Origin of the sequence: Pantoea sp. JK (assembly GCF_026130245.1) — a bacterium.
Classification (GTDB): Bacteria; Pseudomonadota; Gammaproteobacteria; order Enterobacterales; family Enterobacteriaceae; genus Pantoea; species Pantoea trifolii.
The window spans coordinates 584,530-605,217 of record NZ_JAINFN010000001.1; the positions used below are offsets into that span (position 1 = coordinate 584,530).

At 55.7% G+C, this 20,688-nt stretch carries 20 protein-coding genes; 5 read left to right on the top strand and 15 right to left on the bottom strand.

Annotated features, from left to right (window positions below; all coding sequences use genetic code 11):
- The first annotated feature begins 5 nt into the window (after positions 1–5).
- Positions 6–3,272: a ribonuclease E gene (gene rne, locus PanJK_RS02840; RefSeq protein WP_265297090.1), complete on the top strand. Its 3,267-nt coding sequence runs from the start codon at positions 6–8 to the stop codon at positions 3,270–3,272.
- A 170-nt stretch (positions 3,273–3,442) separates the two neighbouring features.
- On the opposite strand, the gene flgL is transcribed toward rne, so the two are convergent.
- From flgL to flgB, 11 genes are all read right to left on the bottom strand, one after another.
- Complete coding sequence (flgL, locus tag PanJK_RS02845; RefSeq protein ID WP_256696193.1) at positions 3,443–4,411, bottom strand: flagellar hook-associated protein FlgL; 969 nt, start codon at positions 4,409–4,411, stop codon at positions 3,443–3,445.
- A gap of 17 nt (positions 4,412–4,428) precedes the next feature.
- Positions 4,429–6,072: a flagellar hook-associated protein FlgK gene (gene flgK / locus PanJK_RS02850; protein ID WP_265297091.1), complete on the bottom strand. Its 1,644-nt coding sequence runs from the start codon at positions 6,070–6,072 to the stop codon at positions 4,429–4,431.
- 119 nt (positions 6,073–6,191) lie between these two features.
- Positions 6,192–7,133 carry a flagellar assembly peptidoglycan hydrolase FlgJ gene (gene flgJ / locus PanJK_RS02855; protein WP_256696191.1) on the bottom strand — a complete coding sequence of 314 codons (942 nt, stop codon included), beginning with the start codon at positions 7,131–7,133 and terminating at the stop codon, positions 6,192–6,194.
- The gene (locus tag PanJK_RS02860) at positions 7,133–8,239 is read right to left on the bottom strand and encodes a flagellar basal body P-ring protein FlgI (RefSeq protein ID WP_305961173.1); all 1,107 of its coding nucleotides are present in this window, start codon (positions 8,237–8,239) and stop codon (positions 7,133–7,135) included. The genes flgJ and PanJK_RS02860 overlap by 1 nt, the downstream gene beginning before the upstream one ends.
- Positions 8,240–8,251: 12 nt before the next feature.
- Complete coding sequence (locus PanJK_RS02865; RefSeq protein ID WP_256696189.1) at positions 8,252–8,962, bottom strand: flagellar basal body L-ring protein FlgH; 711 nt, start codon at positions 8,960–8,962, stop codon at positions 8,252–8,254.
- Positions 8,963–9,025: 63 nt separating this feature from the next.
- Positions 9,026–9,808, bottom strand: a complete 783-nt coding sequence (flgG, locus tag PanJK_RS02870) for a flagellar basal-body rod protein FlgG (RefSeq protein ID WP_007885801.1) — start codon at positions 9,806–9,808, stop codon at positions 9,026–9,028.
- Between the two features lie 17 nt (positions 9,809–9,825).
- Positions 9,826–10,584: a flagellar basal body rod protein FlgF gene (locus PanJK_RS02875; protein ID WP_008103084.1), complete on the bottom strand. Its 759-nt coding sequence runs from the start codon at positions 10,582–10,584 to the stop codon at positions 9,826–9,828.
- 20 nt (positions 10,585–10,604) lie between these two features.
- On the bottom strand, positions 10,605–11,867 hold the full coding sequence (flgE, locus tag PanJK_RS02880; RefSeq protein WP_265297094.1) for a flagellar hook protein FlgE: 1,263 nt from the start codon (positions 11,865–11,867) through the stop codon (positions 10,605–10,607).
- 25 nt (positions 11,868–11,892) lie between these two features.
- Complete coding sequence (flgD, locus tag PanJK_RS02885) at positions 11,893–12,564, bottom strand: flagellar hook assembly protein FlgD (protein ID WP_256696187.1); 672 nt, start codon at positions 12,562–12,564, stop codon at positions 11,893–11,895.
- A gap of 12 nt (positions 12,565–12,576) precedes the next feature.
- Positions 12,577–12,981 carry a flagellar basal body rod protein FlgC gene (flgC, locus tag PanJK_RS02890; RefSeq protein WP_064740862.1) on the bottom strand — a complete coding sequence of 135 codons (405 nt, stop codon included), beginning with the start codon at positions 12,979–12,981 and terminating at the stop codon, positions 12,577–12,579.
- A 2-nt stretch (positions 12,982–12,983) separates the two neighbouring features.
- Complete coding sequence (gene flgB / locus PanJK_RS02895; protein WP_008103091.1) at positions 12,984–13,397, bottom strand: flagellar basal body rod protein FlgB; 414 nt, start codon at positions 13,395–13,397, stop codon at positions 12,984–12,986.
- A 153-nt stretch (positions 13,398–13,550) separates the two neighbouring features.
- On the opposite strand from flgB, the gene flgA reads away from it, so the two are divergent.
- The 3 genes from flgA (at position 13,551) to flgN (ending at position 15,058) form a co-directional block, all read left to right on the top strand.
- Positions 13,551–14,210, top strand: a complete 660-nt coding sequence (gene flgA, locus PanJK_RS02900; RefSeq protein WP_256696185.1) for a flagellar basal body P-ring formation chaperone FlgA — start codon at positions 13,551–13,553, stop codon at positions 14,208–14,210.
- Positions 14,211–14,315: 105 nt separating this feature from the next.
- Positions 14,316–14,621, top strand: coding sequence for a flagellar biosynthesis anti-sigma factor FlgM (flgM, locus tag PanJK_RS02905; protein WP_256696184.1), 306 nt, complete (start codon positions 14,316–14,318; stop codon positions 14,619–14,621).
- A 5-nt stretch (positions 14,622–14,626) separates the two neighbouring features.
- Positions 14,627–15,058 carry a flagellar export chaperone FlgN gene (gene flgN / locus PanJK_RS02910; RefSeq protein WP_256696183.1) on the top strand — a complete coding sequence of 144 codons (432 nt, stop codon included), beginning with the start codon at positions 14,627–14,629 and terminating at the stop codon, positions 15,056–15,058.
- 298 nt (positions 15,059–15,356) lie between these two features.
- Here flgN and murJ read toward each other — a convergent pair whose 3' ends face one another.
- The 4 genes from murJ to rimJ form a co-directional block, all read right to left on the bottom strand.
- Positions 15,357–16,895 carry a murein biosynthesis integral membrane protein MurJ gene (murJ, locus tag PanJK_RS02915; protein WP_265297095.1) on the bottom strand — a complete coding sequence of 513 codons (1,539 nt, stop codon included), beginning with the start codon at positions 16,893–16,895 and terminating at the stop codon, positions 15,357–15,359.
- A 121-nt stretch (positions 16,896–17,016) separates the two neighbouring features.
- On the bottom strand, positions 17,017–17,937 hold the full coding sequence (locus PanJK_RS02920) for a Gfo/Idh/MocA family protein (RefSeq protein WP_256696181.1): 921 nt from the start codon (positions 17,935–17,937) through the stop codon (positions 17,017–17,019).
- A 1-nt stretch (position 17,938) separates the two neighbouring features.
- Complete coding sequence (locus tag PanJK_RS02925) at positions 17,939–18,580, bottom strand: DUF480 domain-containing protein (RefSeq protein ID WP_265297096.1); 642 nt, start codon at positions 18,578–18,580, stop codon at positions 17,939–17,941.
- Between the two features lie 15 nt (positions 18,581–18,595).
- Positions 18,596–19,189 carry a ribosomal protein S5-alanine N-acetyltransferase gene (gene rimJ / locus PanJK_RS02930; RefSeq protein ID WP_008103106.1) on the bottom strand — a complete coding sequence of 198 codons (594 nt, stop codon included), beginning with the start codon at positions 19,187–19,189 and terminating at the stop codon, positions 18,596–18,598.
- Positions 19,190–19,434: 245 nt separating this feature from the next.
- Here rimJ and mdtH point away from each other — a divergent pair, with 245 nt between their 5' ends.
- Complete coding sequence (mdtH, locus tag PanJK_RS02935) at positions 19,435–20,637, top strand: multidrug efflux MFS transporter MdtH (protein ID WP_256696179.1); 1,203 nt, start codon at positions 19,435–19,437, stop codon at positions 20,635–20,637.
- Positions 20,638–20,688 lie beyond the last annotated feature (51 nt).

Here is a 20,688-nt window from a genome sequence, read left to right on the forward strand (position 1 = left end):
TCACGATGAAAAGAATGTTAATTAACGCAACTCAGCAGGAGGAGTTGCGCGTTGCCCTGGTTGATGGACAACGTCTGTACGATCTGGATATTGAAAGTCCTGGACACGAACAGAAAAAAGCCAACATATACAAAGGTAAAATCACCCGCGTTGAACCCAGCCTTGAAGCTGCATTTGTTGATTACGGTGCAGAACGTCACGGTTTCCTCCCTCTGAAAGAAATTTCCCGCGAATACTTCCCCGCCAATTACAACGCACATGGTCGTCCGAATATCAAAGATGTGCTGCGTGAAGGTCAGGAAGTTATCGTTCAAATTGATAAAGAGGAACGCGGTAATAAAGGTGCAGCACTCACTACCTTTATTTCTCTGGCCGGTAGCTATCTGGTATTGATGCCGAACAACCCACGTGCCGGTGGTATTTCACGCCGCATTGAGGGCGACGATCGTACCGAATTAAAAGAAGCACTTTCCGCACTGGAACTTCCTGACGGCATGGGATTAATCGTCCGTACGGCGGGCGTAGGCAAATCTGCCGAATCACTGCAGTGGGATCTCAGCTTCCGTATGAAGCACTGGGAAGCCATTAAGAAAGCCGCAGACAGCCGCCCGGCGCCTTTCCTGATCCATCAGGAAAGCAACGTTATCGTGCGCGCCTTCCGCGACTATCTGCGTCAGGATATCGGTGAAATCCTTATCGATAATCCAAAAGTCCTGGAACTGGCTCGTCAGCACATTGCTGCACTGGGTCGTCCAGACTTCAGCAGCAAAATCAAACTTTACACTGGCGAAATTCCGCTGTTCAGCCACTACCAAATCGAATCGCAGATTGAATCAGCCTTCCAGCGTGAAGTGCGTCTGCCATCAGGCGGATCGATTGTTATCGATAGCACCGAAGCCCTGACGGCGATTGATATCAACTCCGCACGCGCTACTCGCGGCGGTGATATCGAAGAAACTGCCTATAACACCAACCTGGAAGCGGCCGATGAGATTGCTCGCCAATTGCGTCTGCGCGATCTCGGCGGCCTGATCGTTATCGACTTCATCGACATGACGCCAGTGCGCCACCAGCGCGCGGTGGAAAACCGTCTGCGTGAAGCGGTGCGTCAGGATCGTGCGCGTATTCAGATCAGCCACATTTCACGCTTCGGTTTGCTGGAGATGTCGCGTCAGCGTCTGAGCCCGTCACTGGGTGAATCCAGCCATCACGTCTGCCCACGCTGCAGCGGTACCGGCACCATCCGTGATAACGAATCGCTGTCGCTGTCTATTTTGCGTTTAATTGAAGAAGAAGCGCTGAAAGACAATACCAAAGAAGTGCATGCGATTGTTCCGGTTCAGGTCGCCTCTTACCTGCTGAACGAAAAGCGTGACGCCGTTAGCGCCATCGAAAAACGCCAGGGCGGCGTGCGTGCCATCATCGTGCCAAACGATCAGATGGAAACGCCACACTACTCGGTACTGCGTGTTCGCACCGGCGAAGAGACGCAAACGCTGAGCTATCACTTACCGAAACTGCACGAAGCGGAAATGGCGCTGCCTTCTGAAGAAGAGCACGCTGAGCGTCGTCGTCCGGAGCAGCCAGCATTGGCCGCCTTCGCGATGCCTGATGCGCCGCCTGCGCCGGTTGAAGTGGTGAAAGAGTCTCAGCCTGCAGCAGAAGTGAAAACCAATCCTGCTGTTGCAGCACCAGCGGTGACTAACACCGGCTTCGTGGCACGCCTGCTGAGCGGATTGAAGAAACTGTTTGCCGGTGATGCGCCAGCTGCGGCTCCTGCTGAAACTAAACAAGAAACCCCAGCCGTTGTTGCCGCTGAATCTGAAAACACCCAGCAGCGTGGCGAGCGTCGTAACAATAACAACCGTCGCAACAACCGTCGTGAACGTACTCCGCGTAATGGCGAGAATGGTCAGGTGCGCGAAGGTCGTGAACCGCGCGAGCCGCGTGAAGCACGTGAGCCACGTGAAGCCCGTGAACCGCGTGACAATCAGGACAATCGTCGCAACAAGCGTCAGAACGAGCCGCGCGAAGCGCGTCCGGTCCTGAGCGATGAAGCGCTTGAGCAACGTGATGAGCAGCAGCAACAGCGCCGCGAACAGCGTGCCGATCGCCAGCGTCGTCGTCAGGAAGAGAAGCGCAATCAGCAGCAGGATCAGAAAGCCGCTGAGCCGGTTGTTCAGGCTCCTGTCGTTAACGAAAACGTCGAGCAGGAAGAAGAACGCGTTCAGGTAATGCCGCGTCGTAAGCAGCGTCAGCTGTCACAGCGCGTGCGTGTGGGCGACACCACTGAAATTGCTGCCGAAGCGCCAGTGGTGCACGAAGCCGCCATTGAAACTGCGCCGCGCGCTCAGTACAACGAACATCCTGAAGCCAGCAATGACGAGCAAGATGATAGCGATAACCGTGATAGCGCCAATATGCCGCGCCGTTCACGTCGTTCACCGCGTCACCTGCGCGTGAGTGGCCAGCGTCGTCGTCGTTATCGTGACGAGCGTTACCCAACGCAGTCAGCAATGCCGCTGGAATCGGCTGCTGCCTCTCCAGAAATGGCGTCAGGCAAAGTGTGGATCTCTTACCCGGTTGCGCAAGCGCAGGAAGAGTACAGCACGCAAGATGCGATGCATGAAGTGACGGATTACGGCTACCAGCAAGCCGCTGATGCAGAAACTCAGCCGGCTGCTGTTGAACCGGCCGTTGAGCAGGTTGCTACTGAAGAAGTGGTGCATCAGGCTGAACCACAAGCACATACCGATGTGCCAGTGGTGAATACTGATGACGTCTCGCCAATTGCCGCGCCTGTTAACGAAGAGCCAGCCGTAATTCCCGCTGCTGATGAACAGGTTGCTCAGGAAACCGCAGCTGAAGCGGAACCGGCTGTTGTTGTTGAAGAAGCGAAACCTGAAGAAGCAGTTAGCGAAGTGGCTGCGGTTGTTGAACAGGCGCCAGCTGATGTTTCGCCAGCAGTGGAAGCTCAGGTTGAAGACGTGCTGGCTGCGCCAGTTGCGGCTGAAGCCGAAGTCACACCGGTCACGGAACCTCATGCGCCGGTTGCGGCACGTGATACCGCAGTGACCACGGTTGAGACGCGCTTTAAACATCACGCAACTGCACCGATGACCAAAGCACCGGCACCGGCGTGGGAACCTGAACCGGTTCGCAATAGCGACTGGGTCCGTCCAGCGTTTGGTTTCGAAGGTCGCGGCTCTGCTGGCGGTCACAGCGCGACGCATCAGGCCACCGCTCCGGCAACCCGTCCGGAAAGCGCGTAAACTCTAGCAAGTCAGTCAACATCAAACCCCGGCCAGTCCGGGGTTTTTTATTGCCTGCGACCGCCATAAATGGCGCCAGGAATAACAGGCAAAAAAAATCCCACGGCCCCGAAAGGCGGTGGGAGAAACTAAGCGCACCCGGTTAAAGTACGCTCAAAGGTTCAGGTCAATTACGAATTAAGCTGAAATAAAGAAAGTTTCGACATATCGGTAAACGTCTTGTACGACGCCTGCAAGGCTGTTTGTTGCATGGTATAGCTCGATATGGCCTGCGTATAATCAACCTGCACCAAATCCGTCATTTGCGTCGCCATAATGGTGTCACGATCATCACCTTGTGCATCCAGCGTATCCAGTTCCGCCAACTGTGAACCCACCGCTGAACGCACTGCCAGCACGTTGTTTAATGAGTTACTCAAGCCACGGTTGGATTTATCCATCGCATCCTGAAAAACCTGCTTGGTTGCAGCATCAGCATCATCCTGCGGCGTTTTTAATGCCGCAATGGCGCTATCCAGCATCTTAAACAGATTGGTTTCACTAGGCGTGCCATCGGGCTCAACTTTAGAGTTGCTGGTTATTGACATAAACACTGATGAGCCCGTGCTACTCACCGCCATCGTACGACCATCATCGACCTTCTGCGTAATGGCTTCAGCGCCGCCGACGTAAGAGACACCTGCCGGCGCACCCGCATCGCTGAAAGGCGCGACATCCGTTTGATAGCCAGCAAAAATGTAACGACCGTTACCATCACGGCTGTTGGCCTGATTGAGTAATTGTGAGCGAATACCTTCAAGTTTAGTAGCAATCGATGCGCGGTCATCGTCACTCAGCGTACCGGTAGAACCATACACGATCATGGTCTGCGCATCCTGGATACTGCTGGTCACGCTTGAGAGTGAATTCTCTTCCATCGACAAACTTTGATCGGCAAAACTGCGCGCCGTAGCATATTGAGTGCTTTTAGCCTGGGACTGAGATAGCACTACCGCGCGTGACGCTGCAATAGGATCATCCGAGGGATTGCTCACGCGTTTCCCTGTTGCCAGTTGGTCGCCTACTTTTAACCACGAGGCTTGCGAATCCGTAATTCCGCGTACCTGCTGGTTGAAAATCATATTGGTACTAAGACGCATGGTTTTATCCTCTATGCTTAGCTGCGGATGCCCATCAGCGCATTAAAAATGGTGCCCGCCGTTTGCAGCACTTGCGCGTTCGCCATATAGAACTGCTGATACTTAGTCAGGTTAGCGTATTCTTCATCAAGGTTGACCCCTGACACTGACTGCTGACGATCGCTTAACTGAGTCACCACGTTTTCTTGCGTAGTGCTGGCAGTTTTCAATGTGCTGGTTTTGTTACCAACGGTGCTAACAATACTGGCATAAGCTTGGGCAATGGTCGCATTACCATTCACCAATTTACTGTCCTGCAGATCCAATAATTTCTGCGCATTACGGTTGTCACTTTCACCGCTGGTTGCACTGGATGCCGCAGCAATTTCAGACTCATCGGTGATCGCCACCGACATACCGGCAATGACGTTTTGTACCGGTTTGACCAGGAAACTGTCTTTAGCGTTTGGCGCGGGTGAGGTGCTCACCGTCAGTTTCAGACCATCAAAGTTAAGGGTGCCGTCAGTCGTATCTGGCGTAACGCTAAACTTCACGTTGTCAGACATGCGGGTCACCGACCAATTACTGCCGTCATAACTTACGGTGTAGTTAGACGCTTTCATCGCGCTGGTGTCTGACCATGCAGCCGTAACGGTAGCCGCTGAGGTGTTTTTGCTGTTACCCACCACGGTTGGCGAACCGATATTAAAGAAGTTACCGCCCTGATCGCCGTTGCTGTCATAGCCTTCGCTGTGCACGGTATTGAAACTTGTAGTGAACGCCGCAGCTAACTGGCCGAGCTGATTTTGCGCGGTATCCAGATCCTGCGTGCGGAACGCCAGCAAACCACCAAGGGAACCGGTGGTTAACGTCTTCTCAGGGATCTCAACGTTACCCGCCTGCTTATCGACATAGCCGACAGTGGTACGTGTTGAATCGCTGCTGGACGGCATCGCCACCAAACTGGTCGAGTTTTTACCGTTCACCAAGGTCACGCTGCCCATTGAGACGATATAGCTACCATCTTGCTGGGATACGTTAACGCCCACCACATTGTTCAGGCTATTCACCAACTGATCGCGCTGATCCAGCAAATTGTTCGGCGCCGCGCCACCGCCGGTGGTCAGCTTGGCGATCTGGCTGTTCAGGTCGGCAATCTGGCTGGTGAAGGTATTGATTTGGTCGACGTTCGAGGCGATATCGGTGTTAACGCTGTTCTGCATATTATTGAGATATTGCGCCGTGGTCTGGAACTGATTCACCAGACCTTGTGCATAGCTCAGCATTGACTGACGCGCCGACGGGTCATTGGCGTTACTCACCACGTTCTGCACGTTGGTGAAGAAGCTTTGGATTGAGGTCGACAAGCTGGTGGTCGATGTCGACAGCAGGTCATCAATGTTCGAAATTTGGTTGTACTGCGTATTCACGGCGCTGTAGTTAGCGCTGGAGCCGCGTAGCTGAGCGGTGATGAACTCGTCATACTCACGTTGCACGCCGGAGAGCGTCACACCGTTGCCGTAATAGCTGTTGCCCTGTAGGGTGCTGTTCGACTGCGACAGAATCGCCGTCTGACGCGAATAGCCCGCTACCGTGTAATTGCTGATGTTATTACTGGTGGTGCTTAATGCAGCCTGTGCGGCGCTCAGCCCACTCATCGCTGAGTTAATTATGCTGGACATCTCGGTTCCTTAATTTCCCGTTAACCGGGCTGGCAGTCATCAGTGCGATTGCGCGGGCGGTGAACGCCCGAGGCATGTGATTGTTATCGGCGTGCTTAAGTGAAACTTGAGAGCAAAAATCAGAACAAATCGGTGATGTCGTTGCTGTAAGCCTTCACCACTTTTTCGCCCATGTTTTTGAATTGCTGGATCATTCCCACCAGTTTCTGCGCATACTTTGGATCGGTCGCGTAACCGGCGGCCTGCAAGGCACGCGCGCCCTGCTCGGCGCTCGGTGCGTTGGCAACGGCGGCATAACGAGGATTATTGGACAGCAGTTTGACGTAGTCGCTGAGCGCTTCCATATAGGAGCCATACACACGGAAACTGGCGCGCACCTTTTTCGCCACGCCGCCATCGTATTCGGTGGTCATGATATCGGTAGTTGCGCCCTTCCAGTCGCCACTCGCCTTAATACCAAACACGTTGTAACTCGGCTTGCCGTCGCGCGTCAGGATCTGTCGCTGGCCCCAGCCGGATTCCAGCGCGGCCTGCGCCAGAATCAGGTGATGCGGAATGCCGCTCTGCTGGCTGGCGACCTGCGCCGGTTGCGCCAGCTGGGCGATAAAGTCGTTACTGTCGCTGGGCAAACTGCTGGGCGAGACCGGCAAACGCGGCACCGCTTTACGCACCATCTGCTCCAGCTGATTCGACGGCAGATTGCTATAGATGAAGCTGTTATCCAGCTTCATCGGCACCGTACCGGCGGTTTCGTCCGGCTCCTGAGCGGGCTGCATCTGTTTAACGATGATATCGGCCATGCCGAGACCCCGTTTGCCGATGTCCTGCGCAATCTGCTGATCGTACATCGAGGTGAAAAGCCGCGTCTGATCGTTGCTCAGCAAGCCATCCTGCGGCAGCGCAGCGCGCATGCTTTTCATCATCATCTGCACGAACATCCCTTCCACCTGCTTGGCCACCTGCATCGCCTTCCCTTTTGGGTCGGCGGCGGCTTCGCGTTTCAGGTCGTTCAGCGAGCGGCTGTCGTACGCCGCATTCACCAGCGATTGCGTATCGTTCATCAGATAATTTCCAGTTTGGCGCGCAAGCAGCCTGCGCTTTCCATCGATTGCAAAATCGACATCAGCTCAATCGGTGACGCACCCAGCGCATTCAACGCACGTACCACGTTGTTGAGGTTGGCGCTGGCGTTAACCCGTTGCAGCGCGCCGCCACTCTGACGCAGATCGATCTGGGTATTGTTGGTGGTCACGGTCTGACCGCCCGCCAACGGCGTATCAGGCTGACTGACGTTCTGCTGCTGATTGACGGTAACCGACAGGTTGCCCTGCGCCACCGCACAGGTATTCAGCGTCACTTCGCGGTTCATCACCACCGAACCGGTACGTGAGTTGATGATCACCTTGGCATCTTCCAGCGGCACTGAAACGTCGAGGTTCTGGATTTCGGCCAGCAGGCGCACCTGAGAACTGTTATTCGGCGAAACACGGATCTGCACGGTACGCGCATCCAGCGGCTGCGCGGAGCCAATACCACGGCTGTTGATGGCGTCGGCGATGCGCTGTGCCATGCTGAAGTCTTCATTATTCAGCTGCAAGTTGATGGTGTTCTGGCTACCAAAGTTACTCTGCAGTTCACGCTCTACCGTGGCGCCGCCGGTAATACGGCCACCGTTCAGCTGGTTAACCTGCACGCTGCTGCCACCGGCTGAAGCGCCGGCACCGCCAACCAGAATGTTACCCTGCGCCAGCGCATAAACCTGGTTATCGACACCTTTCATCGGTGTCATCAGCAGCGTACCGCCGCGCAGACTTTTGGCGTTACCCAGCGAGGAGACCACCACATCAACGGTTTGTCCCTGACGCGCAAAGGTCGGCAGCTTGGCGGTGACCATAACGGCCGCCACGTTTTTCAGCTGCATATTGGTGCCCGCTGGCACGGTAATACCGAGCTGGGAGAGCATGTTGCTCACGGTTTGCGTGGTAAACGGCGTTTGCGTGGTCTGGTCACCGGTACCATCAAGGCCCACCACCAAGCCGTAACCGATCAGCTGGTTATCGCGCACGCCCTGTACGGAGGTCAGATCGCGGATGCGGTCAGCATGCGCCAGAACGCTGAAACCAAGCAGTAAGCCAAGGCTCAGGCGGAGCAGAGTCGTCATATTCATTGTTACTACCTCTTACATCGGCGAGACGTTCAGGAAGAAACGCTGGAACCAGCCCATCGTCTGCGCTTCATTGATATAACCATTTCCGACGTACTCAATACGTGCATCGGCCACCTGCGTTGACAGCACCGCATTGCTGGCACTGATGGTGCGCGGGTTAACCACGCCCGAGAAGCGGATGAATTCGGTGCCCTGGTTAATTTCGATCTGTTTCTCACCCACCACGCGCAGGTTGCCGTTCGACAACACCTGATTGACGGTGACGGTTATGGTGCCCGTAAAGGTGTTATTCGCCGTCGCGCCACCTTTGCCGGCGAAGTCATTTTTGCCATTGGCATCCAGCGTGGCTTTTTCGCCACCGGCACCCACCAGACCACTGAGGCCGGTTGGTACACCTGTCACACCAAAACTGTTGCTGCCATCGCGGCTGGCGTTAGCGGAAGAACTTTTGCTGGCGCTGACGTTTTCCTGCAAGGTGATCGTCAATGTGTCGCCAATGTTGCGTGGACGGCGATCCTCAAACAGCGGCTGATAGCCGTAGTTCAGCGGTGCGACGCCCTGAAAAATGGAACCGTTCACCACTGGTGGTGCGGATGGCGTCGGCTCTGCCGTTGTCGCCCCTTGCACCAGTGGCGTGCGCGGAACCAGCGCACAACCGTTAAGAGTGAGTAGCAGCGTGGCTACCAACCAATGACCAGGCTTGAGAATCACTTGCTTCGCCACGGAGTTCTAACCTTATTCATGTTGCTTAATCAGGCCAGCCAGGCTGGCCCAACGACACCAGCATTACAGCTGGGTTAACTTCGCCAGCATCTGATCGGAGGTGCTGATCGCTTTACTGTTGATCTCGTAGGCGCGCTGCGTCTGAATCATGGTCACCAGCTCTTCCGCCACGTTGACGTTCGAGGTTTCGACATAACCCTGATACAGCAGACCCGCGCCGTTCTGGCCTGGCGTGCTCTGCGTTGCCGCACCGGATGCCTGCGTCTCCTGATAGAGGTTTTCACCCTGGCTATTCAGGCCCGCATCGTTCATGAAGGTGCTCAGCGTCAGCTGACCGACCTGTGCTGGGTTGGTCTGGCCCTGCTGCGTTACGCTCACTACGCCATCGCGCGAGATAGTGATGCTGGTGGCGTTGGCCGGAATGGTGATGCCTGGCTGCACCGGATAACCGGCGTTGGTCACCAGCTGACCGTTCTGGTCAACCTGGAATGAACCATCACGGGTATACGCCGAGGTGCCGTCCGGCATCTGCACTTCGAAATAACCCTGGCCGTTAATCGCCACGTCTTTCGAGTTGCTGGTCTGCGACAGGTTACCCTGCTGATGCAGACGTTCGGTGGTGACAGGACGCACACCGGTACCGATCTGCAAACCAGACGGCAGCGTGGTTTGCTCCGACGACTGGGTGCCCGGCTGACGCAGGGTTTGGTACATCAAATCTTCGAATACCGCGCGCGAACGTTTAAAGCCGTTGGTGCTTACGTTCGCGAGGTTGTTGGAGATGACGTCCATGTTGGTTTGCTGAGCGTCAAGACCGGTTTTGGCGATCCATAAAGAACGAATCATGGTGTTTTCCTTACGCCTTAGCTGCTCATGTTGAGCAAACTGTTAGCTTTCTGTTCGTTTTCATCGACGTTGGAGATCACTTTCATCTGCATCTCAAAACGTCGGGCGTTGGCAATCATATCGACCATGGTTTCCACCGGCTTCACGTTACTGCCCTCCAGCACGCCAGGCATCACCGTCATGGTGGCATCGTTCGCCAGCGCCGCGCCGCGCGTCGCCTGGGTTTGCTGGTTAGGGCGAAACATGCCGTCATCACCGCGTTGCATCTCTTTACCGGTGGCGCGCACCAGCTTCAGGCGACCAATCTGCACCGTGGCGTTCGGCGCATCACCGGCGTTACGCGAGGTGATGGTACCGTCCGCCGCGATGGTCAATTCAGCACCTTGCGGGATGGCGATCGGACCGCCATCGCCCATCACGGGATTGCCCTGAATGGTCAAAATACCGGTCGAGCTGATCTGCATGTTGCCGTTGCGGGTATAAGCTTCGGTACCGTCAGCGGCACGCACTGCCAACCAGCCGTCCTGCGCGACACCTACATCCAGCGTGCGGCCGGTGTTATCCATCGAGCCCGGTGACATATCGGCGCCCGGCGTGGAAGCGGCAACCAGCGTACGTGTTGGCAGCGACCAGCCGCTGACCGGCACCGCGCGCAACGCGTTGAGCTGAGCACGAAAGCCCGGCGTTGAGGCGTTGGCAAGGTTGCTGGCCGTTACCGACTGCTGCTCCAACGTCTGACTGGCCGCGCCCATGGCGGTATATATTGCGTGATCCATAAGGCAATCCCGTTAGCGAATTAACGTAAGTTAACCAGGGTGTTAAGAATCTGGTCCTGAGTTTTGATGGTCTGGCTGTTGGCCTGATAGTTACGCTGCGCAACGATCATATTCACCAGCTCTTTACTCATATCGACGTTGGATGCTTCCAGCGCACCTGAAGTCAGGTTGCCGTAAGTACCGGTGCCTGCCAGACCGACCGCGGCCTGACCTGATGAGCTGGTTGCTGACCAGACGTTATCGCCTTCAGACTTCAAACCTTCCGGGTTAGAGAAGCTCGCCAACACGATCTGACCCAACAACTGGGTTTTCTGGTTCGAGTAAGTGCCGGTAATGGTGCCGTCATCATTAATTGTGTAGCTGGTCAAATCACCCGGCTGATAACCGTCCTGTGTTGGGTTACCAAAGGTGGTCGCACCGGTGTTTTGCTGCAGGCTGCCCAACATGCTCAGGCTGATATTCATGCCATCCGCACCGTTGGTGCCACCTACAACCAGGTTTGCCAGTGAGGCGCTGGTATCTGCAACACCCGTTGCAGTGATTTTCCCTACCTGCGTCAGCTTACCGTTAGCATCAAATTGCATCTGGTAGCCCAGACTGTCACCGCCCGCAGTGTTACCGACTTCATTACCGGTGGTGGAGTCAACCATATGCACGGTCCAGGTGTTATCTGCCGTTTTGATGTAATACATATCTAACTGGTGATCGTTACCCTGAGTGTCATACACCGTCATGGTGGTTTTTGCGTTGTAGCTATCTACATTGGACTTATCAAAGGTGGTGACACTCGGCGTGGTGCTGGTGGAGTTCAGGTTCGCAACCTGAGTCGCGGTGGTCGTTGCGCGAGCGCCCATCTGCGTGGTTGGAATGCTCAGCGCCACCGGATTCGCACCGGTCTGAATGGTGGGTGGTGTGCCACTGGCCGGATAACCAGAGACGTTCAGTCCTTGGGTGTTCACCAGGTTACGGTTTGCATCCAGCGTGAACTGGCCGTTACGGGAATAGAACACACCGCCGCTAGCGTCGGTCATACGGAAGAAGCCGTTGCCGCTCAGCGCGACGTCCAATCCACGACTGGTTGATGTAGTACTGCCATCACCAAAGTTCTGGATAACGGCGGCAACTTTAGTCCCCAGACCGACGTTAGAACCGGCAAACATATCGGCAAAGGCAATGGTGCTGGATTTAAAACCGGCTGTGGCGGAGTTGGCGATGTTGTTACCAATCACATCCAGGTTGCTGGAAGCAGCATTCAGGCCGCTCACCGCTTGTGAAAAAGACATGTAATCTCTCCTGCAAAAAGGTTAATCAGAGAATCTGACGAATTTCATCGAGGGTCGCGGAGCCCATGGTGCCGAGATCCAGTTTTGTGGTGCCATCAGTGGTGCTGACGCCATTGACATAGGCATAATTCAGCGGCTGCGCCACCAGTTGCGTGCTGCCATTGCTGGCGGCCAGTGAGACAGAATATTTGCCATCCGCGGCAGTAGAACCGTCATCCAGTTTGCCGTCCCACGAGAAGGTGTGAACGCCAGAGCTCAGTTTGCCGAGATCGATGGTGCGGACCGTGGCGCCATTACTGTCTTTAATGGTGACACTGGTGGCAGTCGACGCGGTCGCCAGCTCAACACCAAATGGCGTCGTGGTTCCGCTGCCCACCAGTACCTGAGATCCCTTGACCATGACACCGTGACCAATCAGCGTTGAACTCTGCAGCGACTGGCTGGTCGTGATCTGGCCGGAGATGGATCCCAGTGTGGTATTCAGCTTTTCGATACCGCTTAGGGTGTTTATCTGTGCCAACTGGGTGGTGAGCTGGCTGTTATCCATAGGATTGGTGGGATCCTGGTTTTTCAGCTGCGCCACTAGCATGTTAAGGAACTGATTCTGCAGGTCGGCGGAAGAGTTACCGCTCGAGGCGCTGCTGGAGGTCAGTACCGTTGGGTCCAGACTGTCTTTAATGCCTACTGCTACGCTCATATTCGTTCTCCGTTACTGACCGATGGTGAGAGTTTTCATCATCATTGACTTCACCGTGTTCAGCACTTCAACGTTGGCCTGGTAGCTGCGCGACGCGGACATGGTGTTAACGGTTTCGGACACAACATCAACGTTCGGCATCTTGACGTAGCCCTTCTGATCCGCCAGCGGATTACCCGGGTCGTACACCAGTTTTGCCGGAGTAGGATCGTTCACCACGCCTGCGACCTTAACGCCGCCGGTGGCTGCACCTTGTGCGGCGTCGGTCTGGAAAATCACCTGCTTTGCCACGTAAGGCTGGCCATCTGGGCCAGTAACGCTGTCGGCGTTGGCCAGGTTACTGGCGCTGACGTTGAGGCGCTGTGATTGCGCTGTCATCGCAGAACCGGCGATATCAAAGATATTCAGCAATGCCATGCTTATTGCCCCTGCAGAACGCTCATCATGCCTTTAATCTGGCTACTGATGAGGGTGAGATCGGTTTGGTATTTCAGGCTGTTATCAGCAAACTGTGTACGTTCGCGATCCATATCCACGGTGTTGCCATCCGCGGCGGGTTGATCGGGAATGCGGTACAGCAGATCCAGTGACGGCTGAGAGTTGGTTTGCGCTTCAATGTGGCGTGAGGACGTCACATTCAGCGCCAGACTGCTGCCTTCGGCGCGACCGTTTTGCATCACCTTGCTCAGTTGGCTGGCAAAGTCGATATCCCGCGCCTGGTAGCCCGGGGTATCGGCGTTGGCAATGTTTGACGCCAGAATTTCCTGACGCTGAGCTCGCAGGTTTAACGCTTCAGTACCAAATCGCAGCGCGGCATCGAGTTTGTCGAGCATGCTTCCTCCGCGAATGAGAATTTCGAGCTGACAGCTTAAGGGGACAAATGCAAGGGTGATCGTCTGAATAGCAGCAAAAATGACGGCTATTTTTGACATTGGTTTTTTTGCGCGAGGCGTAGACTCACTGCCATCTTCTCGTCAGGAGGCGTTATGCGCAGATATTCCACCTTGCTAGTCACACTGTTGCTGGCACTGGCGCTCCCCAGTTCTGCCGCGGACCTTACCGCGCAGTTGACCCAATTTTTTAAGGCACGCGACCCACAACATGCCGCAGGCATGACGGTGGTGGTGCGTACACCGCAGGCGCAGTGGCCAAACTGCGAAACCCCTGAACTGCAGCTGCCGGGTAATAGCCGTCAGTGGGGCAACATCAGCATCGCCGCTAACTGCGATCAAAACCGTCGTTTCCTGCAGGTGCAGGTACAGGTCACCGGACAATATCTGGTGGCGAGTCGCCAGGTGGCACGCGGCAGCAATCTCAGCCCATCTGATGTGCGTCTTGAAACCGGGCGGCTGGATGAACTGCCGGCGCGCGCCTTGATGGATAGCAGCGGCGTCATCGATGCCGTCGCGCTGCGCGATATCCCGCCAGGACAGCCGGTGACTGCCACCATGGTGCGCCAGCCGTGGCGCGTGAAAGCCGGTCAAAATGTGATGGTAGTCGCCAGTGGAAACGGGTTTAATGCCAGCAGCGAAGGACGTGCGCTGAACAACGCCAGCGCGGCACAAATGGTGCGCGTGAGGATGGGAAATGGTCAGGTTGTCAGTGGTCGCGTCGACGCGGATGGGAATATTCTGATATCGCTATAAAGCGTTAAAGAACCCTGTTTTTCTGCCGATAGAGATATCAACAAAGACATTACCCTATGCTGACTCAGTTGGCTGACCCCCAACTGACCTTACAGGAGCCTTACCATGAGCATCGACAGAACGCAGCCTACGAATCCGGTTAGCACTGTTCAAACACGCGATACCAACGATAACAGCAGCAAAGTGCGTCAGAGCGCCACGCCAGCAGCCAGCACCACCAGCGAAAGCGGTGCAGAAGTGAAGTTGAGTAGCGCGCAGGCGCAACTGATGCAGCCTGGCAGCAAAGACATTAACACAGCGCGCGTTGAGCAGCTGAAGACGGCCATTCGTAATGGCGAATTGAAAATGGATACCGGTAAGATCGCCGACGCGCTGATCGCCGATACCAAGGCGTATTTAGAGGGTAACTAATCCCAATGGACAATCTGCTGATCACCTTAGACAAAATGCAGGACGTGCTGACATCCCTTGCGGTGGTAATGGATGAAGAACAACAGCAACTTTCTGCCGGCCAGGTTAATGGCAACATGCTACAGCGTATTTCTGAAGATAAAAGCGCGCTGCTGACCACGTTGAATTATCTGGACGAGATGCGCCGCACCACCGAGAAATCCCTTGGTACGCAGGCGCCCTATGGTGATCACAGCGATCGCGAAAACCGCTGGGCGCGTATTCAACAGCACACGCGCCGCTTGCGCGATGCCAATACGCATAACGGGATTTTGTTGCAGCATCAGATTGGCTTCACCAATGAAGCATTGGCGGTATTGCGACCGCATCAAACGCAGGCATTTTACGGGCCGGATGGTTTGGGCAAAGGTCAGGCGACGCTGAGCCGTAAAGGGTAAAAAAGTGGGTTTGAACAGGCTGCTATCTTTCGGGATGGCGGCCTTTTTTTTTTGGTTTTAAGCACAACGCACAAGAGATAAACAGCAGGCGGGAGCTTGTTTTGGGCAGGCATCCGCAGCGCTGAACGAAGAAAGGAAGCCAGGATTTGCCCGCAGGACGCGGGCGAAAGGCTCAGCCGGGACAAGGAAGTCCCGTCTGAGCCGGTCCGTCAGGCTGACGTACGAAGTGAAGGAACCGCGAAGCGGCGCGAGGACCGCCGGACCAAAACAAACTTCCGTCTGCGTGAGAGCTGGTTTTTTACGCCAGAGTGCGGCGTGCGAAGTCGCGCGGGCGGAAGCCGAGCAGACCGAGCATTACAAAGTATGCGCCGCCGCCGATAGCGCAGACTGCCGCCAGGCGAATCAGGCGCCACCACATCTGCCCCTCTTCCCATGCTGGCATGACCTGCAGAATACCCAGCAATGCTGCGGCCATCACACATACCGCAATCAGCAAACGGGTCAGGAAACTGAACCAGCCAGGCTGCGGCTGGAAGATATCCTGCTTACGCAGTTGCCAGTACAACAGCACGGCATTCAAACAAGCAGCCAAACCGATCGACAGCGACAAACCGGCGTGTTTGAGCGGGCCAATAAACGCCAGGTTCATCAATTGCGTCACCATCAGCGTCACGATGGCAATTTTCACCGGCGTTTTGATGTCCTGACGAGAATAGAAGCCGGGTGCCAGCACTTTCACCACAATCAGCCCCATCAAACCCACTGAATAGGCAATCAGCGCGCGTTGCGTCATCAAGGCATCAAAGGCGGTGAATTTCCCGTACTGGAACAGCGCGACCGTCAGCGGTCCGGACAAGATCCCCAGCGCTACCGCGCTCGGCAACGCCAGCAGGAAGCAGAGACGCAGGCCCCAATCCATCAACCGTGAATACTCTTCCTGATTACCACTGGCAAAACTCTTCGCCAGCGAGGGCAGCAAAATGGTGCCCAGCGCCACGCCCAGTACGCCGGATGGAAACTCCATCAGACGATCGGCGTAGTACATCCATGAAACAGAACCGGAAACTAAAAAGGAGGCGAAGATGGTGTTGATGATCAGTGAAATTTGACTGACCGACACGCCAAGAATCGCCGGTCCCATTTGACGCATTACGCGCCACACGCCCGCATCGCGCAGATTCAGGCGTGGCAGAACCAGCATGCCAATTTTCTTCAGATGCGGCAGCTGATAGCACAGCTGCAACACGCCGCCCACCACCACGGCCCACGCCAGCGCCATCACCGGAGGATTAAAATGCGGCGCAGCGAAGACGGCAAAACCAATCATACTGATGTTCAGCAGCGTTGGCGCAAACGCCGGCACGGAAAAACGGTTCCAGGTATTGAGGATGGCGCCCGCCAGCGAGGCCAGCGAAATCAGCAGAATATAAGGAAAGGTGACGCGTAGCAGCGCGCTGGTTAAGGCGAATTTATCGGCGGTATCGGCAAAACCTGGCGCCGTCACCACAATTACCCAGGGCGCAGCGATCATCCCCAACACGGTCACCACCGCCAGCACCAGCGTCAATAAACCGGAAACGTAGGCCACAAACACGCGCGTAGCATCTTCGCCCTGCTTACTTTTATATTCCGCCAGGATCGGTACGAACGCCTGAGAAAACGCGCCTTCAGCAAAAATGCGGCGCAGCAGGTTGGGCAGTTTGAAGGCAACAAAGAAGGCATCGGTTGCCATCCCCGCACCGAAAACGCGCGCCACAATGGCATCGCGGGCAAAGCCCAGCACGCGGGAAAACAAGGTCATCGAACTGACCGCAGCCAGCGATTTCAACAAATTCATTTTGAGTGGCGCATCCTGAAAAGTGTCGGAGAAATGAGCGACTTAGCGCGGACATCCCTTGATGTCCGGCGATAGTCTACTGACACGGCGGGAAATGACCAGCATTGAGTGTTACAAGGGATTATTCACGTTCGGCATCGCGCCACAACTTTTCCACCAGACGCTGCGCCGCCAGCGCCTGTTCGCCACTGGTTTCAGGCATCGTCTGATTTTCAACACACTGAATGAAATGGTGCGCTGCGCCGCTGAAACCGCGCTGGGTAAGATGGCTTTGCCACGCGGGCGGCACATCACGCACGATGCCGCTGCGGTTTTCCTGCTGCCAGTCGCGCATCTCGTTAATTTCGATGTAATCACCGTTGCAGATGGCGCTGACCACTTCGCGTTGCGTGCCGGCGCGGCGATGCATGCTGGTGGTAATTTGCAGCGAACCGGCGGTGAAATGGTGTTCGGCGTACAGCATCGCGCCATCGTCATTGGTCTCGATATGCCCCAGCTCGCGCGTCAGGCTGCCGCCCGCCAGCCACAGCGCGGTGTCCACTACGTGCAGATAATCGTCCAGCAGGGTAAAACGCAGATCGTGCGGGCCAACGCTATCCGCGCGATGCTTCTCAATGCGCAGCGAGGCCGCGCGAGGCATGTCATTTTTTAGCTGCTGATAGCGCGGCGCAAAACGGCGATTAAATGCCACCATCAGCTTGCGCTTATGCTTGTCAGCCAGCGTAACCAGTGCTTCAGCCTGTTGCAGCGTTTCGGCTAACGGTTTATCGACGCACACATCTTTGCCCGCCAGCAACAGCGCTTTGACCACTTCGTAATGGCTGGCGGTGCTGCTGTGAACAAACACCGCATCGCTGGCTGCGGCCAGCGCATCCAGCTGACCAAAATAGGGGATGCGATAGCTATCGCAAATCGGTTGCGCCTTGGCCTGATTGGGCGAGAACGCGCCAGCCAATTGCCAGCCGCTGGCCTGCGATAATACCGGCAGCCACGCTTTCTGCGCGATACCGCCTAAACCGACAATGCCAATGCGCAGCGTCATATCAGAGCTCCTTTTGCAGCAGCTGTTGCAGTTGCGACTGCAACTGAGCAACCGTTTCTTCAAGTTGCGCGACACGCGCGGTTAAATCGCCATTGTCGCTAGCAATTTCTGCGCTGGCCGCGTCTTCCACCACTTCGCCGCCAAACAGATGCATATAGCGGCTTTCACGTTTGCCCGGTTCGCGCGCCAGACGCACCACCATTGGACCATCATCGCGCGTGGTCAAGCCGTTAAGCGTCTGCTCGACTTCATTCATATCACTGAATTCGTGCAGACGACCGCTACGGGTACGCAGCTCGCCAGGCGTCTGAGCGCCGCGCAGGAACAACAGTGTCAGCACCGCGACTTCAGCGCTGTTCAGTTGCAAGTTGCCGAACGCGGAATTACAGAAACGCTGTTCATACTTGCTGACGCGCTGGCCGAAGCCGTTATTGGAGGTCACCAGATGCTTTTTCACCAGCTCATCGAGTTGCGTTTGCACCTCCATCTCGCTGAGATTCAGCACCGGTTCGCGGTTGGATTTCTGATTACAGGCGGTGACAACGCCATTAAGGGAGAGCGGATATTGATCCGGCGTGGTGACCTGCTTCTCCAGCAGGCATCCAATTACGCGCAGCGCCTGCGCGGATAAAGCCATTTTCATTGGGGTAATCCTTTTTTATTGTCCACGGCGATCCGGGGTCCACTCCCGGTAGGTCAGCGCAGTCAGGACATGATCCTGCCAGCGCCCATCAATCAATAAGTAATCTTTGGCATAGCCCTCTTTTTCAAATCCGAGGCGCGCCAGCAGATCGCCACTGCGCTGATTGTGCGGCATGTAGTTTGCCATGATGCGGTGAATGCGTTGCTGACGTTGCATATAGCGAAGGGTGGTGGTGAGCGCTTCAAACATCAATCCCTGACCTTGCCACTTCTCGCCCAGCGAATAGCCGAGATAGCAGGCGTGAAACGAGCCGCGCAGCACGTTGCTGTAGTTGGCTACACCCCGCACTTCGGTCTCTTCCGGGTCCATCAACACAAAATAGTAGGCTGAGCCCTGTTTATGCATGTCAGCGATCAGCCCGAGGCGTGCTTGCCAACCGGAAGGATAACAGTGGCTCTCGTCGCGCACCGGTTCCCACGGCTTAAGAAACGCACGATTTTCAGCGTAATAATCCGCTAATCGCCAGGCATCGCGTTCATGTACTAAACGCACCACTAAGCGATCGGTTGTGAGGCGCACGCGTGGGCCAGCAGAACGATAGCCAAACATCATGACTCCTGAAATCCATAACTTAAGAAAGATGTACGCCAGCGGCGATACTGCTCACTATAACCGTCACCCCGCTTGCGGTAAAACCCTTGAACGCGTTCCTCCGGATTCATCCTGATTGAGGATTAATATTTCTGCGGATTCGATGAAAAAATATCATCCTGAGAAAGCTGTTTTTCGCCTTTGAGCAGGCGGAAAATAGACCAATTGGTCTCTTATCTCCTCTCACTTGCTCAGGAATTAGCATGTCTCGGGTTGCGCGGGCACGACGCCTCGGTAAAACATTTCTTTTAGTGGATAACATGCTGGTTGTGATGGGATTTTTTGTGGTATTTCCTCTCATCTCTATCCATTTTGTCGAACAGCTGGGCTGGGCCGCGTTGATGGTCGGCATTGCGCTTGGCTTGCGGCAATTCGTCCAGCAGGGATTCGGCATCTTCGGCGGTGCGATTGCCGACCGTTTTGGTGCGCGTCCGCTGATCGTCACCGGCATGCTGATGCGTGCGGCGGGTTTTGCCTGCATGGCGCTGGCGCATCAACCCTGGCTGCTGTGGTTCGCCTGCTTGCTATCCGGTCTTGGCGGCACGCTGTTTGACCCGCCACGCAGCGCACTGGTGATGAAACTGGTGCGCGCACGCGATCGCGGCCGCTTCTTCTCCCTGCTGATGATGCAGGACAGCGCCGGTGCGGTGCTGGGGGCGCTGATTGGTAGCTGGCTGCTGGCGTGGGATTTCCGCCTGGTGTGCTGGGTTGGCGCGGCGGTGTTCGTCGCTGCTGCGCTGTTCAACGCCATTTGGTTACCGGCGTGGCGTATCTCAACAGAACGCATTGCGATGCGTGAAGGGATGCAACGCGTCTGGCAGGATAAGCGTTTTCGACTGTATGTGCTGACATTAACCGGTTACTACATTCTCGCCGTGCAGGTGATGTTGATGTTACCGGTGATGGTGAATCAGGTGGCCGGTGCGCCTGCTGCGGTGAAGTGGATGTACGCCATTGAAGCGCTACTGTCATTAAGCCTGCTTTATCCACTGGCACGCTGGAGCGAAAAACGCTTCCGCCTGGAAACGCGTCTAATGGCCGGTTTGTTCCTGATGACGTTCAGTCTGTTGCCGGTTGGCATGACCGACTCGCTGCCGTCGCTGTTTATACTGATCGCCATCTTTTATCTCGGCTCGATCATTGCTGAACCGGCGCGTGAAACGCTCAGCGCTTCGCTCGCCAGCTCCCGCGCACGCGGTAGCTACATGGGCTTCAGCCGTCTCGGCCTCGCGATTGGCGGTTTGATCGGCTACTCCGGTGGTGGCTGGATGTTCGATATGGGCCAGCAATGGGCGCTGCCGGAACTGCCGTGGATGCTGCTGAGCAGCGTCGGGATGATCACCCTTTTGGCGCTGTGGTGGCAGTTCCAGCCGCGTTCGGTGGCGCCAGCAATTTTCAGCAGCTAGTTTGCCCCTGCCACAGATCTCTTCCATACTTCCCGCACGTCCGAAAAAAGG